The following is a 16,788-nucleotide window of genomic DNA, read 5'->3' as shown; positions in this document are numbered from 1 at the left end:
TACTCGGTCGCCGGCCGGTCGTAGGGCGCGCCTGCTCCGCCGGCGCACTGATCCCCTTTCGACTCCTATAGCACCGCAACCACGATCCGATGACCCGAACAGCGGAGATGATCTGATGCGGACGGTGGCGCCGGCGACAATGCCCGATACTCACCGGCTGAGCGCCTACAAGTCGCCACACGGAGTGGGAAGGGGGGGTACGCGTGGGCACGATGCACGCCATGAAGGGACCTGCCGCCTGCGCCCACGACACCCTCTACGTTTCCCCCACGGACCCGACAGCCTGTTCCTGCCCGAGGCGCGGTGAAAGAACGTCAAAGCTCCCCGGAGCAGGCGGAGCGTATGAACGCCGACCACTCTGTCGAGGAGAAGGCCAGCATGGCGGCGTCCGGATGCTTCGAGTCCCGGAGGGCCGTGACGCCGGGACTGACAGAGCACTCGACGCAGTAGTTATTCACCCTGCTGTAGGAGCTCTTGCGCCAGTGAGCCAAGGAAACCTCCATGCAGTTCTGGTTGACTCCGCTGTAGGAGCTCTTGCGCCACATTGGGTTGTAGGACACTCAGTTCACTCTTCTAGGGACTTGATGGTCGCGTCCATGAACGCGAGCGATCGCACAGGGCTCAGCGCCGACCCTTGTGCGCCGGAGAACATCGTGTTCAACACGGCGAGATCACGTTCCTCCTCGACGTAAACATCGGAGGTGGGTGTCTCGACGTATCCGATACTCGCGTCCATGGGGTTCGGGAACTCCATGATGACAAAGCTGCCGACCGTCGCGGGATGCGCCCCTTCCGTGAAGGGCAGCACCGAGATGTTGATGTTGTGGCGAGCCGCCATGTGGGTGAGGTGCCGAAGCTGTTGCACCATGACCTTCTGGGAACCCACGACCCTCTTCACCGCCGCCTCATCGAGAATGACCCAGTACTCAGGTGGGTCGACCCGGTTCAGGATCTCTTGGCGCTTCAAGCGCCCATCGAGTCGCTTGGTGATCTCGGTATCCGAACGAACCAGGTTGGCGCGGAAGATGGCCTCCGCGTAGTCAGGGGTCTGCAATAGACCAGGCACGACCTGGCACTCATACGTCTTGATGACCGACGCTTCGATCTCGAAGTCAGGCAGACCGCTCGCGAGCAGGTCCCGGTACTTGGACCACCATCCCCGCTGGTTGCCGAGCCTGGCGCACTCGTGCAGAGAGGTCCTGATCCCCGTGTCCGCTTCCTCGTAGTAATCGAGGAGGGCATCGAGATCCTCCGGCGTTACCTTCTTGCGCTCGCCTGTCTCGATCTTGGAGACCATGGAACCTACCCCAGGGTTCCAAAACCAGTCGGGTTATGTAGGAGGTTTCTCCATGTCCGAAGCGGCTCCACCAGGGCCAACCCTCGAGCGGTCCCCTCGCCTCCAGCTCCTCTCTCAGCTCGCCGCCACCATCCGCCTCATCGGAGGGCACGCGCTCCTCTCCCCCGCCGCCGAGGAGTTCCCCGTCCTCTAAGTGCGGCAGCGCGGGCGCACCGTTCCGGTCGTCGCCGCCCAGGGCCCGCAGGGCACCTGGTGGTTCGTCTGGGGCCGGGACTCAGTGGCACGCGCCGACCGGGTCGAGGCAGCGGCCCGCTACACCGCGGCGATGGAACCCCCCGTTCCTCCCCCGCCGCCGACCGCTCAGCAGCTGATCCCCCGCGGACGTCGCCCGTTCCTCGCCCCGGTCACCGCAGGAGCCCCGCCCACGAGCAGCCCGTCCGCCGACCCCTCGCACCGCACCCCCCGAAAGGCGGTTGCCTGATGAACGCCTTCCCGTCCACCGGCCTCACCGGCCCGGCCAACCCCTGCCCCTCTCCCGTCTCCCAGCTGTGGACTTACGCCGGCCGCCCCGCCCTCTGCCCGCAGCTGCGGCGCCGGACCCGGGCCGCGCTGGCCGTGTTCACCCGGGTCGTGGACGATGCGGAACTGGTCGTCTCCGAGCTCTTCGGCAATGCGTGCCGCCACACCCGCAGCGGCGACCCTGATGGCACGATTACGGTCGGGATCTCCGCCCTCGCCTCGGGGCTGGTCCTCCTCTCGGTGGGCGACGACGGGCCCCGGACCGAACCCGTGAGCGGCCGGCTACCGGTCCCCCAGGTCAAGCCGCTCAACGCCGACGCCACCCACCACCGCGGACTGCGCCTGGTCGCGACGCTCTCCCACCACTGGGGGTTCTACGACCGCGAGCGGGGCGGACGGACCGTCTGGGCACTGTTCGCCCACTGACGCGCACCGACGTACCCGTCGCACGACCCGCGCCACCACAGCACCAGCGTCACCCGGAAGCACCCGCAGCACCGAGGGCGAGCCTCCACGCACCGCACATCACGCGCGTAAGCCGTCCCCCGCCGCTCGCCCCGCGCCTTCCTTATCTCCCTGCATCTCCCTGCGCTTCCTGTTCCGCAGGTCCGTCTCCCGCCCTCCGGCGGTCTCTCCGCACACACGCCGAAAGAGTCCTTCGCCATGCCCGCATCCGGCCCTGACCATGCCCTCACTGCCCGCGACGCCCGCAACGAACCCATCGCGCACGGGTTCAGCACCGCCGACATCGACGACATCGCCGCGCTCGCGTCGTCGACCGTCCGGTGGCCGGGACGGCTCGACTGGCGCACACGGGCCGAGGTCGCGTGGTCGGCGATCGCCGAGTACCTGGTCCGCCTCGCCGACGACACGGACCCAGCCGGCGGACCGCCTACGCGCAGGGACCTGACCATCGTCGGTTGGAGCGCCATCGGCGAGTACGCGCGCAAGGACGACTCCTTCCGCGGCTTCAATTGGGGCTACGAATCGACCTCCACGCCCAAGTTCGAGCGGTACTGGGCCCTGGCCGCCAACCCTTCCCCCTGCCCGGCGAATGGCATCGTGGAGCGCCGGGCGCTCGCGCAGATCTGGGCCGCCCTCCCCGAGAAACACCGCCGGATCCTGCTCGCCCTGGCCGAGCTCGGGCACTACGCCGAGGCCGCCGAAGCCCTCGGACTGACCCGCGGCAGCTTCTACGCCCTCGTCTCCCGCGCCCGCCGGGCGTTCCTCGCCCTCTGGCACGAGGGGGAGACGCCGTCCCGCCCGTGGGGCCACGACGTCCGCGGGAGGAAAGGGAACACCAAGGCCGTCACGGTCATCGCCGTGCGCCAACGCGTCCGCCATCGAGCCGCCCGCCCGGACCGCTCCGCCAACAGCCACGCCAAGCGCGACATCGGCGTCCCCGACGCCGAACTCGCTCTCCGCTACAAGGCGGGCGAAAGCTACGAGGCCATCGCCGCCACCCTCGACCTCAGTGCAAGCGCCATCCGCAGCCGCGTGCTGCCGCTCTTGTGACACCGGCGTGCTCGGCGGAAGCGGAGCACCGACACAGCATCCTCCATCGTGACGGGTGCGCCGCTCTCAACCAGCGGCACGCCGAGCGCGCCGCTACTGGCCGACCGCGTCGGCGAGCACCCGCCCGAGCGACGGCGGCCGAGGCGGACGCACCTCCGCAAAGGCCGCGTCCATCTCGGCGGTGAAGAAGTCCTCCCCATCATCCCCACCGGTGACAGAAGCGCGCGGCCCGCGCGCCCGGCCCAGAACGCATGGATATGCGGGCTGGTCACGAGGTAGCGCAAGGCACCCCGCAATTCCTTCAGCTCGACCGTCCGGGTCTCGTAGGCGACCTTCTGCAAGTTGAGGACCAGGTTGCAGTCATGGTCCTGCTTCGTCTCACCGACCCCGGCGCCGATGCGGGGCCAGACCTGGAGGAGATCGTCATCATCGATGGCCATCTTGATGATGTCGGTGTGGATCTGCCGCAGCGCGATCTCGCTGCCGCGCCGCTGATCCTCCAATGCCACGTTCAACTGCGCCCGTTGATTGCGCAGATCGCGCTGCTGGAGGAAGAGCGTGATGGTGATGCCGATGAACGCCGTTCCGGCGAAGAAGACACCGATGGGTGAGACGGCCTGCCCGATCTGGGCCCAGCGATTCAGCGTCTCCTCGTCTCCTCATCGGCCTCCCACAGCAACAGCATGGGGACGGCCAGACTCGCCGCGACGGCGCCAGCGCTCACGAGAACAGCCGAAATTCGAAGCCCGGCCTCGGCCATGGCATCCTCATCGCACGCACGCTACCCATCCGGGCGAGACCGCTCCAGAGCCTTCCGGCTCAGATCCCGGCGTTCGTGAGGAAGCGGTTGAGCGGCTGAGCCTGCGCCCGAAGGCCCAGCGCGAGGGATTCCAATCTGCGGACGGCCTCAGCATTCCGGACGAGCCAGCCGCCGACCTGGTCGCCCACCGCATCTTGCCCATAGTCGTGAACCAGAGCCCTGTCACGGTCGAACAGGAGAAAGTCGAATCGGTGCTCGTCCGGCAGCGTCACGTCCCGAGCGACCTCAACGACCTCGATGGACTCCCCCATTTCGGCTCGAATGCGGTAGCTGATGACCTCGTATCGCAGATGAGGCGTCAACGGGGGCCGGACGATGCGGATCCTTGCGAAATCGAGGCCACGGCTGCGAACGTCCGCGTACAACGGGCCGTCCGCTTCGGCCTCCAGTCTCAACAGCTCGCCCGCACGATGCTCGTCGCCCGCTTCAAATGCGTGCTGAGATTCGTTGTCCGCACTCTCCCGATAGGACTGCCACGCCTCCACCTTGAGAAACCTCGACTCCAGCCGAGCCCAGGCGCGAGAGAACTCGGCACCGAACGCATCAAGGTCGAGGCGGGTCCCAGCTGCAACGGCCCAGGAAGGCGGGTGCACTAGACCTCCGGGATATCCTTCTTAGCTGCCACAAGGGTGTTTCTGGGGATGCGTACGATCCGCGTGTTGCCGAGTTCCGCAGGTGTCCGTCCAAGACGTCGCACAACCCTCATGCCCGGACCGCCTCTCGTGGTCTCCAACTGAGAACACCCAAGGTTAGGGTCCAGGCAGGGCTGCTGCGAGTCGCCCGGAGGCCACAATCCACTCGGTAGAGGCGAAATCAATCGACAACCAGTGCTCTCCCAGCATCGACACTTGGTCAGCCCTCGGCAAGATGTAGGCCGGTCAGGTCGTCCTCGCTTCTTGGGAGCTCTGACGCTCCGGTCCGCCGACAATACACAGGTCCTCATGGAGCGGCTCCTGTGTCTCGGATGGCGCCTCTGTGTTGCCTTCCGACATCAGCAGGGCGCCAGTACACCGATACTGCGGCGCAGTTCGAGCCCGAACATTTCCACAGAAGAAGTGGCCACGCTCATATTACTCAGAATATTTTTCTGAGAAAAACACCACGCACCTAATCCGGGCGCCAGGACCAGGGGCCGAAATTAACCCGTTGCTCAATGATGAGTGAGAGTGTAGCCTACAAGGCTTTGCTCACCCCCTGAGCGTGGTTTGGAGCTGGACCCGTGTCTTCCCTGCCCCCGGACGATGAGCGGCGTATCGCACAGATCGCCGAGCGCACCCCCAACTTCGGCTTCCTGCTTGCACACGACCATGAGCTGGTTCTGCTGGGAGCCCAAGCCGAGTCCTACGTGTACACCGACCCCAACGCCGCCATGTACAAGGCGCGCCTGTTCGGCGAGCTCCTCGCCCGCTTGCTTGTGCGCCTGACCAGCTGCCGAGTGGATGGCACGAAGCAGGTCGACCGAATCAACGCTCTGCGTCGCACGGGTGTGCTTGTCCCCCAAGTCAAGACCTGGTTCGAGGATGTGCGCGGTCTCGGCAACAAAGCCGTCCACGAACACTACCGTGGTGTCCGCGCGGCGCTGTCCGCCGTCGAGTCCTGCTTCCAGCTCGCCGACTGGCTCCACCGCTCCATCACCCGTGACACAGCGCACCGGGTCTTCCTCGCTCCCCAGCCCGGCACAACCGAGCCTGAGCCGGCCACCAACGCCGAGAAGCACGAGCTCTCACAACTGCGTGCCACCTTGGCGGAGTACGAGCAGCGACTTGCCCGGGCCCGCGAGCGTTACGATGGCGACGCCGACCGCCTGGAACGTGAGCGCTTGGCTCGGATGCAGGCGGAACGCGAACTCGACCAGGCACGTCGCGACTCCGAGGCCCTACGGGAATTCGTCACCGCGCAGGCCGACGAGTTGGAACTGTTGCGCGCCGGGCTCACCCACCCCGGTTTCGCCAAAGCCAGCCCCGCGCAGCGCGATGCGTTCATCGAGCGCGCCCAGCGTGCCGCACGTCCGCCTATGAACGAGGCCCAAGTGCGGGCCGAGATCGACCATCTGCTGGAGCGGGCCGGATGGCGTGTTCAGGACTTCAACATGATGAACCTGACCGCCGCCCAAGGTGTGGCGGTACGGGAAGTCTCCACAGCGGTCGGACGAGCCGACTATCTGCTCTACGTCGACCAGCGATTGGTGGGCGTCATCGAGGCCAAGCGCGAGGGCGCCGACCTGACTGCCGCTCAGGACCAGGCCGCCCGCTACGCCAGCGGGCTGACGAATAGCCAGATGTTTTCGGCTTGGCGGGCCACTCTGCCCTTCCAGTACGTGTGCGACGGCAACGAAACTCGCTTCCTCAACGAACTGGATCCTGACGCACGTTCGCGCCGCCTCTTCGCCATCCACCAGCCTGCCACCTTGGCACAGTGGATCACTGAAGCCGAGGAGGATCGCCAGGCTCCCACCCTGCGCGCCCGCCTCCGTCGCCTCCCCCGCACCTTCCTGGACAACACACCTCTGCGCCCAGCCCAGGAGCGCGCCATCCAGGGCCTGGAGGCCTCCCTGGCCAAAGATGACCCGCGCGCCCTGATCCAGATGGCCACAGGTGCGGGCAAGACCTACACCGTCGTGGCTGAGAGCTACCGGCTCATCAAGCATGCCCGGGCCAAGCGGGTCCTGTTCTTGGTGGACCGCAACAACCTCGGTAAGCAGGCTCGTTCCGAGTTCTCCAACTACCGGCCGCCGGACGACGGCCGCAAGTTCACTGAGCTGTATGGGGTCGACCGCCTCACCGGGGCGCAGATGTTCGACTCCTCTAAGGTCGTCATCTCCACGATCCAGCGCCTGTGGCTGGCCCTGACCGGACGCGAGATTCCCGACCCCGAAACAGATGACTCCGCCCTGGACGGTTACGACCTCATCGAGGGCCCGGCTGAGGTCGCCTACAACCCCGACCTCCCTCCGGAAGCGTTCGACTTCATCGTGGTGGATGAATGCCATCGCTCCATCTACGGCAAGTGGCGCGCCGTGCTGGAGTACTTCGACGCGCACGTGATCGGTTTGACCGCGACCCCAGTCGCCCAGACCTTCGGATTCTTCCACCAGAATCTGGTGAGCGAATACACTTATGAACAGGCCGTCGCCGACGGGGTCAACGTTGACTTCGATGTTTTCCGCATTCGCACCGAGCTAGGCGAGCGTGGCGGCTCCATTCCCGCCGAGACGGTCGTTCCAGTCAAGGACCGCAAGACACGCCGTCAGCGCTATCGGGAGTTGGAGGACAACTACGACTACAAGCCCACAGATCTCGGCAAGTCGGTTATTGCGGAGGATCAGATCCGCACCGTCCTTACCACCTTCCGCGACAACCTGTTCACTCACGTGTTCCCACCCGAGGGGGAAGGGACGCGAGGCAAGCCGCGGACCGAGGTACCCAAGACGCTTATCTTCGCGCGGGATGATAACCATGCCGAGGACATCGTCAGAATCGCGCGCCTGGTGTTCGGACGCGGCGACGACTTCTGCGTCAAGATCACTCATTCCGCCAGGAACCCCGATCAGCTCATCCAGGCCTTCCGAAACAGCCCCGAACTGCGCATTGCCGTTACCGTGGACATGATCGCCACCGGCACTGACGTACGCCCGCTGGAGTGCGTTTTCTTCATGCGCGACGTCAAGAGTTGGGCCTACTTTGAGCAGATGAAGGGCCGTGGAGCGCGCACCGTCGACCCCACCGAATTCCAGGCCGTCACCCCAGACGCGTTGGCTAAGACGCGGTTCGTGATCGTGGACGCGGTCGGGGTCACCGACTCACCGCGCGTCGACGCGAAGCCTCTAGTTCGCGCGACTGAGAAGCAGATCAGCCTCAAGCGCCTGATGGATAAAGCCGCGGCCATGTCTCTGACCGAAGATGAGACGGCGACCCTTGCCGGACGGCTGGCGCGACTCAACACCCAGCTCGGTGACAGCGAGCGCGCCCAAATCGAACAGGTGGCAGGGCAGCCGTTGCGGGAGATCGTGAGCGGGCTGGTGCGAGCGGTGGATCCTGATGAACAGGAGAAGGCACATCGGCTTCACGGTGAGGAGGGGCCACGTCAGCAGCTGCAGGAGGCGTGGAAGCCACTCGCGGCCAACCCGGAGCTGCGGACCCTCCTCATGGACATCCGCCGCGCACACGACATCGTCTATGACGAGGGAAGCCGAGACCAAGTGATCGAGGCCACCGGGATCTCCTCGGAGGAACTGGCCGCGCGTCGCGTGGGTTCGTTCCGCGAGTGGATGGAGACCAACCAGGATAAAATCGCCCCCTTCGAACTGGCGTTCCGAGAAGGCGGGGAACCGCGCGAGGTGTATCGCAACCTCAAGGCGCTGGCCGAAACGATCGCCCGCCCGCAGTACAACTGGACCCCTGAGGTCCTGTACAACGCCTACGTGCAGATGGGCAAGGCGGTCAGCCGTCCGGGTACCACGCGCGGAGTCGTGGACCTGATCGGTATCCTCCGATACGAGTTGGGGCTCGATGCTGAGGTCAAGCCGTACCGCAGCCTGGTTGAGGAGCGCTTCGCAGCGTGGATGGTCCGTCAGGAACAGGCCGGTGCCGGATTCACCGAGGACCAGGGCTGGTGGCTGCACAGGATCGTGGATGTGATCTCCACAAGCATCGCGTTCGAGCCCCAGCACCTTGACGAACCCCCATTCCTGGAGCGCGGAGGCGTAGACGGGTTTGTTATGACCTTCGGTGACGACCGGGCGGAAGCACTGCTGGATGAACTGGGACGGGAGTTGGGCGCGTGACGAAGAAGCTGCCCGAGGGGTGGACGATCGCCCGGCTGAGTGAGTTGGGTCAGTTCTATGGAGGTGCAACCCCCTCCAAAGCCAAGCCTGAATTTTGGGCGGGTGGAGATATTCCTTGGGTTTCCCCGAAAGACATGAGACAGGAAATTCTCGACACCGTCCAAGACCGGATCACACACAAGGCCTTGGAGTCGTCGCCAGTACGGTTAATTCCAACAAATTCGGTGGCTTTTGTGGTCCGCTCCGGAGTCCTAGAAAAGCGATTTCCTGTTGGGTTGACTGTTAACGATGTTACGCTCAATCAGGACATGAAGGCGATTCACCCAAATGAAGCAGTGGATGCTCGCTGGCTTGCCTGGGGACTTCGCTGGATGGAGCAGTCGATCCTACATGATTGCCGCAAGGCGGGCACGACGGTCGCTTCAATTGAGACTTCACGACTTATGAGCGTCCATCTACCACTCCCCCCTCTAGCCGAGCAGCGCAGAATTATTTCTACACTGGAAACTGAACTAACCCGCCTGAAATCCGCGCAAGCCCTGCTGGACAAATCTCTAATTAGAGCCGGCAGACTTGTGGAAAGATTCACCGATACCGAGTTGGACTCTTTTTCTTCGGAAAAAGTCACTCCACTTAAAGAACTTCTTCGAGAACCACTGCGCAACGGCCACTCCGCACCCGCGGCAAGAGAAGGGGGAATTCGAACTCTCACACTCACAGCAATAACAAAAGGCGTATTCTCAGATACTCACACAAAAATGACCTCCACTCCACCCAGAAAAGCCAGTGGACTGTGGCTTGAACCAGGTGACATATTTATCCAGCGATCAAATACGCCTGACCTCGTAGGCACCTCGGCGGTTTATCAAGGCCCCAGCGGGTGGGCTATATTTCCAGATCTACTTGTTAGAGTGAGGATTTCTGATCATTTGGATCCAAGATTCGTTCTTGCCGTCTTGAAGTCAACTAGAGTTCGCGCTCACTTCAAGGACTCCGCCAAAGGACTTTCTGGCAGCATGCCGAAAATCGATCAGCGGACCATTGAAGAGGTCTTGATTCCTGTTCCCGATATCAAGACACAGCGAGATACAGCAGACCGGATCGACGAGTATTCACGTTCGGTGACGATAATTAGCAAAGAGGTGGAAAAGGCCAGGGAGCGAACCGGTCATCTTCGTCGGGCACTACTGACGGCAGCATTCAACGGCAAGTTGGCGCCTCAGGATCCAGCTGACGAACCCGCCTCCCTCCTGTTGGATCGGATACGAGACGATAGCGCCGCCGCTCCCAAACGGAAACGCCGAAATCGCTCAACAGCCAACCAAACGCCCATACTGGTCAGGTCCGATACCGCGGCACACGCCCTTCACGAGCCCCGTCCGGTTCATGCCGGCGAACAGATCGCCCTGGAGTTCTGAGAATCCGTGACCGCCCCTGAACGCACAGCTGAGACACGGCGACTGGTCCGCAAGCTCATCAGCTTCCGAAACGTAATGCGCGACGATGGTGTCTCCACCATCGACTATGTCGAACAGCTCACATTCCTACTTTTTCTAAAGATGGCGCACGAGCGGGAGAACCGCTCTCTCAATCCCGAACGCATCCTTCCGGACAGCCCCGCTTGGCGGAACCGGGGCTGGCAAGAGTTGGTTAACAGTGACGGCGACGATCTCGAGAACGCTTATCACAACCTGCTTGAAGAGCTCGGTAGCTTGCCCGGCAATCTTGGCGTGATCTTCCGCAAAGCGAAAAACAAAATCCAGGACCCTGCCAAGCTCAAGCGTCTGATCCAGGACTACATCGGCAAGGAGAACTGGTCGCTCCAAGGCGTCGATGTCAACGGTGACGCCTACGAGGCCCTTCTCGAGGCAGGAGCCGAAGACACCAAAACTGGTGCCGGTCAGTACTTCACTCCGCGCGCCCTGATCGATGCCATGGTGGACTGCATCCAGCCGACCGCGGACGACACCATCACCGACCCGTCAGTCGGTACCGGCGGGTTCCTTCTCGCCGCCCACGCCTACATCCAGAAGCAGGCCGAAACCACACCCTTGACGCCCGAACAACGTGCTCATATCCAGCGTGGCGGCATATGGGGCAACGAACTCGTCGATGGGACTGCGCGCTTGGCCGCGATGAACCTGGTCCTACACGGCATCTGTAAACACAGTGGTCCTCAGCTCATCACCGTCGGCGACTCCCTGGCTCAGCCTCCGACCAAGCGCGCTTCCGTGGTTTTGGCCAATCCTCCCTTCGGCCGCAAGTCTTCCATCACCGTGTTCGGGGATGATGGCAAGACGACGAATCGGGAGGAGATCTCCTACATCCGCCAGGACTTCTGGGTCACCACCACCAACAAGCAGCTCAACTTCGTCCAGCACATCGCCTCACTGCTGGAGATTCATGGCCGGGCCGCGGTGGTCGTGCCCGACAACGTGCTTTTCGAGAGCGGCGCGGGCGAAACCATTCGACGCCGACTGCTTCAGCAGTTCGACCTGCATACGATGCTGCGCCTCCCCACGGGCATCTTCTATGCCGGTGGAGTGAAAGCGAACGTACTTTTCTTCGACAAAAAACCTGCCAGGCCCAATCAGCCGTGGACCGAAAAACTGTGGGTCTACGACTTCCGCACCGGTCAACGCTTCACCCTCAAGCAGAATCCGCTGGCCCGGGCACACCTGGATGACTTCCTGGAGTGCTACAAACCGGGCAAGGACCGGGCTGACCGGGTGGAAACTGAGCGTTTCAAGCCCTTCACCCTGGACGAGCTCTTAGCTCGGGACAAGGTCAACCTCGACATCACCTGGATGGGGGACCCCAAGCTTGACGATTCCGACATGCTCGCCCCGCCCGAGGTCATAGCGACGGAGATCGTGGAAGACCTCCAAGCGGCGATGGCCGAGTTTGCGGCCATCGCTGAGTCCCTCGGTGAGGTGAAGAAGCAGGCGCCTCCCCCTGAGTAATGGCCCTGAAGAAGTCGACGGTTATGTCAAAGTCGCAGGTGCTGATTGTAGACGGAGTAGAGTCTTGAATTGACATTCCTCGGACCCGATTTGTCGCATCCGAGTGGAGTTCCGATGGATCGGCGGTTGCTACGAATTCGAGGAATGAAGCGACAATTTCTCATCCTTTGCCAAATGTCGGAATGGGTCGTCTCCCTTCTTCGGTGAAGCGCTCCCGGTTGTCACAGAGGTGATCTCCGTCGCGCTCGCCCCCTTGATTCCTAAGGGCCTCGATACCGGCCTCATTGCGACCACATTCATGGATTGGCCACATCCAGCCATCTCAACGTGTTCAATGGTGGCGTTCGGACGGGTACGGCGATCTCTAACGGATCAGCCCAGTCATCGAGGAGCCTCTCAGGTCATGGCCGACTCCCCCATTGAGGGCCGCGGGTTCACGCTAGAGCAGCTGTTCAACGGGCACCGGTTCAAGCTCGACTTCTATCAGCGCGAGTACATGTGGTCGCGCGAGGACGTCAAGTCCCTCGTTGGGGACCTGTACCGGAGGTTCGCCACCTCGTGGGACGTCACGCACAGCAGGAAGCGGACCTCCGGCTATCCGCCCTACTTCCTCGGGTCGTTCGTCTACTTCCAAGACGAGAACGAAGGACTCACCTACCTGGTCGACGGCCAGCAGCGGGTCACGACACTCCACCTTCTCCTGCTGCACCTCCGCCAGCTGCTCGCCGAACAGGACACCGACCACTCCGACGACCTCACCGAACTCGAAAACCTGATCCGCAGAGTCCGTCACGGAGAACGCACCTACACCATCGACATCGACGAGCGCGTCCCGCTGCTCGACTCCATCTACCGCGGCTGGCCCTACGAGCTCCCCGCCAGCCCCACCCCGTCGGTCCGCAACCTCTACGAGCGAGCCCGCGACCTCCGGACGGACTTCCCGGCCGAGCTGGACGACGAATCCATCCTGCACTTCCTCGACTGGCTCCGCGACCGCGTGTGCCTGGTGGGGATCCGTGCCCTCAACCGCGACCACGGCTGGGAGATCTTCGAGTCGATGAACGACCGGGGCGCGCGCCTCGACCCGGTCGACCTCCTCAAGAGCTTCCTGCTATCCCGGGCAGAGACGGACGGCGACCAGCTCAACAAGAGCTGGCGCGAAATGCTCGCCCATCTGACCTCCTTCCACTCCCGCACGCCCAGCGACTTCATCAAGAGCCTGCTCACCGCCAAGTACGCCGATCTCACGCAGGAGCGGCGGAACGACGCAGCCGACGTGAACGTCATCGGCCGGGCGGCTCACGAATGGGTCCGAGCGAACACCAGAACGATGCGGCTGTATGCAGCAGACGACTTCCGCCGGTTCGTCGAGGACGAAGTCACCGTCCTGGCTGAGCGCTACGCGACGCTCATGGGAGCGAGCGCCGCCCCTCACTCCGGCCTGGAGGCGGTGTACTACAACGCGGTCAACGGCATCGGTTCGCAGTACACGGCGATCCTGGCCACCGCACGCCGCGGCGAAACGCTGTCGGTCTTCCGCGAGAAGGCGGGGCTCGTCGCCGCCGCCATCGACGTGATGTACGTGCGGAAGTTCGTCAACGGCGGCGCACGCCAAGGCACCGACCTCGACCCGGAGATCATCCACGACCTGGTACCGAAGCTCCGTGCCTGCGAGGACGTCGACCGTCTACGCGCCCTGCTGGGCCTCGAGATCGGCCGGTTGGACGACGAACTGCGCGGCATCACCGCGACCAAGTTCGGCCTCCGCCCCGGCAACACCCCGCAGGTCCGCTACCTCCTCGCCCGTATCACCGCCTTCGTGGAGCGCGAGTGCGGGCGGGCGGACCGCATCGCCGACTACCTCCACCCGCAGCACCCCCACGAGATCGAGCACATCTGGGCGAACAAGTTCGAGCGCCACCAGGCGGAAACGGGCAACAAGACGAACTTCCAGGCGATGCGCGACCGGCTGGGCGCCCTCCTGCTGCTGTCGAAGTCCGACAACGCGAGCTACCAGGACGACCCCTACGACCGGAAGGTGGTCTACTACCGGGGACAGAACATCCTTGCGGCGTCCCTGCATCCCGAGTCGTACGAGAAGGACGTCGGGTTCCGCCGATTCCGTAAAAGGCGGGGGCTGGAAAAGCTCTTCCGGCACTACCCGGGTGGCGTCGGCTTCACCAAGCAGGCCATCGAGGAGCGCCAGGTTTTGTACCAGCGCCTCTGCGAGCTGGTATGGGACCCCTCCGCGCTCGGGTTCCCGGTGCCGAGGGGGGTCGACCCGGAGCGACGGGTCTCCCATCGCACCCGCGCCTACTATGACGTGACCGTCGCCCAGCTAATCGACTCGGGGACGCTTTCGGCCGGCGATGAGCTCTTCGGCACGAACAAGCGGGTGCGCTACTCGGCGACGGTGCTGGCCGGTGGCCGTATCAGAGTGGAGTCCGGCGAGGTCTTCACCGCCCCCTCGACGGCCGCGGCCTTCGTCCTGAACCGCCAGTCGGCCAACGGCTGGACGTTCTGGAACGTGAATACGGTCGACGGGAAGACAGACCTCAAGACGTTGCGCGCGGAGCTGCTGTCCTCCGGGCGCTTGGAGCTGCCGTCGGCGTGACGGACGTTGCTGATCGGCCGAACCGGGCCCGCTGTCAATCTAAGCACCCAGGCGCGAGTCGCGAGTCGTAGTCGACGGACCCGAGGGCGGCCGCGGTGGTTCAGGCCGTCCGGTTGTTCCTGGCTTCGAGGATCATGGCGACGATTTCCCTGGGGTGGTGGAGGTCGCTCCAGGTGAAGCGGAGGAGGGTGAGGTGGTCGGGGGTGGTGACGATGGAGTTCTGGCGGTGACGGTCGGTGTAGAGGGCTCCTGGGAGGCTGTGGGGGCCGTGGCCGTCGGCTTCGGCTACTACTCCCCAACTGGGCCAGGCGAGGTCGGCGTGGCCGACCACCGTTCCCGTGGAGTCGTGGACGGGGTATTGCAGGGCCTCGGGTGGGATGCCGGCGTCGTGGCAGATGAGGCGGAGGCGGGTTTCCAGGGTGCTCTCGGCGCCGAAGGCGGCGAGGTCCCACCACGGGCGTGAGCGCGGGGCGCCGACGCGGCCGGTGTTGGCGGCGGCCAGGGCCGGGAGGTCGCCGGGGTCGACGAGGCCCTGGGCGAGGGCGGAGTCGATGACGCTGACCGCGGAGTCTCGGTCGGTGAGCAGGACGGTGTCGCGCAGGGTGCGGGCAGGTGTGGTGAGCCGGATCCCCTTGCGCAGGGTGACCTCGCCGGGCTCGACGTTCCAGCCGTAGAGGCGGAGTCCGGTGCTGGCCGACGCGCCGCGGTCGGCCACCGTGAGGTGGACGTACTCGTAGCCCGGCCCGCGCAGCAGCCCCTGCAACCGCCACAGCCGTGCCGCCGTGGGCCCCACGGCGACCGCGCGGGGGCCGTGGATGAGCTGCGCCGCCATGACGCGGGCCGCGAGCGCCGGCGGCGCGGGGTCGCGGCGGACGAGGTAAACGCCGGTGCGCAGGCGCCGCCATTCGTGCCGGCGGATGAGCCGGTCGATCTGCCCCGCACTGAGCCCGCATTCGACGGCCTGGGCACGGGAGACCACCCCGTGCTGGGAATCGGCGAGCGCATGCACATGCGAGAGGTCCGGCATGGGTTCAGGACACCGTACGTGGTCGTGCGCGCGCAATGCGCATTCTCGTGGTTGGGGATAATCCTTCCCTCCTCGTGGTTGTGGCTCCTCCCTCTCCTGATTGTGAGTGGGACCCCCTCTGGGCTTTCGCGGTCCAGAGCGGGCGATCGATCCGCTCATCGTCGACACCGCGCTCGCCCACCGGCCGATCGCGTTGTGATCGGACCGTTCCACGACAGGGGACGGACGTCGACGGTGATGCCATAGGGTCGGGCGACGTGAGCACTCCTGTACGCGATGCCTTTTCCGGTGTCGGCATTCTGCTGCAAGGCTTCGGCATGGTCGTGCGTCGGCCGAAGCTCTTCTTCCTCGGGGCGATACCGCCTCTCATCACCTCCATCCTGTTCCTGGTCGCGTTCATCGCGCTCGTGGTGAACATCGAGTCGATCGTCGCCTGGATGACGCCGTTCGCCGATGGCTGGTCCGACGGGTGGGCGACGACGCTGCGCGTGGCGACGGGGATCGTCCTGGTGGCCGCGACCGTGCTGATCATGGTCGTGGGCTTCACGGGGCTCACCCTCGCGCTCGGGTTCCCGCTCTACGACAAGATCGCCGAGGAGGTCGAGTACGAGCTCGGCGACGCCCCTCCCGAGCTGGACGACCCGATCGCGGCGTCCATTGCCCGTGCGGTCCGGCAGTCGCTGACGATCATCCTCATCACGGCTGTGGTGACGCTGCCGATGTTCATCGCCGGGTTCATCCCCGTTGTCGGCCAGACGATCGTTCCGGTGATCTCGGCGATCTTCGGCGGCTGGATGCTGACCATCGAACTGGTCGGCGCGGCGTTCGACCGGCGGGGGCTGCGCAAGCTGCGTGAACGCCGCTGGTACATGGGCCGCCGCCGCATGCTGGTGCTGGGGTTCTCGGTCCCCGCCTACCTGCTGCTGGCGATCCCGTTCGTGGCGGTCGTGGTGTTCCCGGCGGCGACCGCCGGCGGCACGATCCTGGCCCGGCGGTTGCTGCCCGCCTCTGTTCCCGGGAACGGTACAGCGGTCCCCGGCGGGCCTTCCGCGGCCGCTGCCCAGCTGCCCCAGGCCGACTACCCCCGCGGCCACGGCGGGCCCGCTCAGCCTGGGTACGGGTACCCGGAGCAGGGACATCGGCCTCCGCCGCACCCGGATGGGCGCTGACTCCGCCCTGACCCCGGCAACATGACGGCCACCGCGCTACTCCGCGGTGGCCGTTCGTTCTCGTGACGTGTGCTCGCCGCT

At 64.6% G+C, this 16,788-nt stretch carries 13 protein-coding genes; 8 read left to right on the top strand and 5 right to left on the bottom strand.

What is annotated here, in order from left to right; genetic code table 11:
• Positions 1–314: 314 nt before the first annotated feature.
• On the bottom strand, positions 315–503 hold the full coding sequence (locus tag ACFOVU_RS04730; protein WP_378531172.1) for a DUF397 domain-containing protein: 189 nt from the start codon (positions 501–503) through the stop codon (positions 315–317).
• 62 nt (positions 504–565) lie between these two features.
• Positions 566–1,297, bottom strand: coding sequence for a DUF5753 domain-containing protein (locus ACFOVU_RS04725; RefSeq protein WP_378530117.1), 732 nt, complete (start codon positions 1,295–1,297; stop codon positions 566–568).
• Between the two features lie 52 nt (positions 1,298–1,349).
• Between ACFOVU_RS04725 and ACFOVU_RS04720 the strand changes: the two genes are divergently transcribed.
• The 3 genes from ACFOVU_RS04720 (at position 1,350) to ACFOVU_RS04710 (ending at position 3,331) form a co-directional block, all read left to right on the top strand.
• Complete coding sequence (locus ACFOVU_RS04720) at positions 1,350–1,490, top strand: hypothetical protein (RefSeq protein ID WP_378530115.1); 141 nt, start codon at positions 1,350–1,352, stop codon at positions 1,488–1,490.
• Positions 1,491–1,777: 287 nt separating this feature from the next.
• Positions 1,778–2,242 carry an ATP-binding protein gene (locus ACFOVU_RS04715; protein ID WP_378530113.1) on the top strand — a complete coding sequence of 155 codons (465 nt, stop codon included), beginning with the start codon at positions 1,778–1,780 and terminating at the stop codon, positions 2,240–2,242.
• 237 nt (positions 2,243–2,479) lie between these two features.
• Positions 2,480–3,331: an RNA polymerase sigma factor gene (locus tag ACFOVU_RS04710; RefSeq protein WP_378530111.1), complete on the top strand. Its 852-nt coding sequence runs from the start codon at positions 2,480–2,482 to the stop codon at positions 3,329–3,331.
• On the opposite strand, the gene ACFOVU_RS04705 is transcribed toward ACFOVU_RS04710, so the two are convergent.
• Both ACFOVU_RS04705 and ACFOVU_RS04700 read right to left on the bottom strand, forming a co-directional pair.
• Positions 3,259–3,906 carry a DUF6082 family protein gene (locus tag ACFOVU_RS04705; protein ID WP_378531170.1) on the bottom strand — a complete coding sequence of 216 codons (648 nt, stop codon included), beginning with the start codon at positions 3,904–3,906 and terminating at the stop codon, positions 3,259–3,261. The two genes, ACFOVU_RS04710 and ACFOVU_RS04705, sit on opposite strands and share 73 nt — an antisense overlap.
• A 244-nt stretch (positions 3,907–4,150) precedes the next feature.
• Complete coding sequence (locus ACFOVU_RS04700) at positions 4,151–4,744, bottom strand: DUF6879 family protein (protein ID WP_378530109.1); 594 nt, start codon at positions 4,742–4,744, stop codon at positions 4,151–4,153.
• A gap of 626 nt (positions 4,745–5,370) precedes the next feature.
• Here ACFOVU_RS04700 and ACFOVU_RS04695 point away from each other — a divergent pair.
• The 4 genes from ACFOVU_RS04695 (at position 5,371) to ACFOVU_RS04680 (ending at position 14,511) form a co-directional block, all read left to right on the top strand.
• A complete protein-coding gene (locus ACFOVU_RS04695) occupies positions 5,371–8,934 on the top strand; it encodes a DEAD/DEAH box helicase family protein (protein WP_378530107.1) in 3,564 nt (1,187 codons plus the stop codon).
• Positions 8,931–10,352: a restriction endonuclease subunit S gene (locus ACFOVU_RS04690; protein WP_378530105.1), complete on the top strand. Its 1,422-nt coding sequence runs from the start codon at positions 8,931–8,933 to the stop codon at positions 10,350–10,352. Before ACFOVU_RS04695 ends, ACFOVU_RS04690 begins: the two co-directional genes overlap by 4 nt.
• Positions 10,353–10,358: 6 nt before the next feature.
• Positions 10,359–11,897 carry a class I SAM-dependent DNA methyltransferase gene (locus ACFOVU_RS04685; RefSeq protein WP_378530103.1) on the top strand — a complete coding sequence of 513 codons (1,539 nt, stop codon included), beginning with the start codon at positions 10,359–10,361 and terminating at the stop codon, positions 11,895–11,897.
• A 403-nt stretch (positions 11,898–12,300) separates the two neighbouring features.
• A complete protein-coding gene (locus ACFOVU_RS04680) occupies positions 12,301–14,511 on the top strand; it encodes a GmrSD restriction endonuclease domain-containing protein (RefSeq protein ID WP_378530101.1) in 2,211 nt (736 codons plus the stop codon).
• 100 nt (positions 14,512–14,611) lie between these two features.
• Here ACFOVU_RS04680 and ACFOVU_RS04675 read toward each other — a convergent pair whose 3' ends face one another.
• Positions 14,612–15,538 (bottom strand): type IV toxin-antitoxin system AbiEi family antitoxin domain-containing protein, encoded by a 927-nt coding sequence (locus ACFOVU_RS04675; protein WP_378530099.1) that lies wholly within the window; start codon positions 15,536–15,538, stop codon positions 14,612–14,614.
• 257 nt (positions 15,539–15,795) lie between these two features.
• Between ACFOVU_RS04675 and ACFOVU_RS04670 the strand changes: the two genes are divergently transcribed.
• Positions 15,796–16,707 carry an EI24 domain-containing protein gene (locus tag ACFOVU_RS04670; protein WP_378530097.1) on the top strand — a complete coding sequence of 304 codons (912 nt, stop codon included), beginning with the start codon at positions 15,796–15,798 and terminating at the stop codon, positions 16,705–16,707.
• The last annotated feature ends 81 nt before the right edge of the window (positions 16,708–16,788 follow it).

Source organism: Nocardiopsis sediminis (genome assembly GCF_042650565.1).
Taxonomy (GTDB): domain Bacteria; phylum Actinomycetota; class Actinomycetes; order Streptosporangiales; family Streptosporangiaceae; genus Nocardiopsis_B; species Nocardiopsis_B sediminis.
The sequence above is the reverse complement of the archived record's forward strand: the minus strand, read 5'-3'. Positions and strand labels throughout refer to the sequence as shown.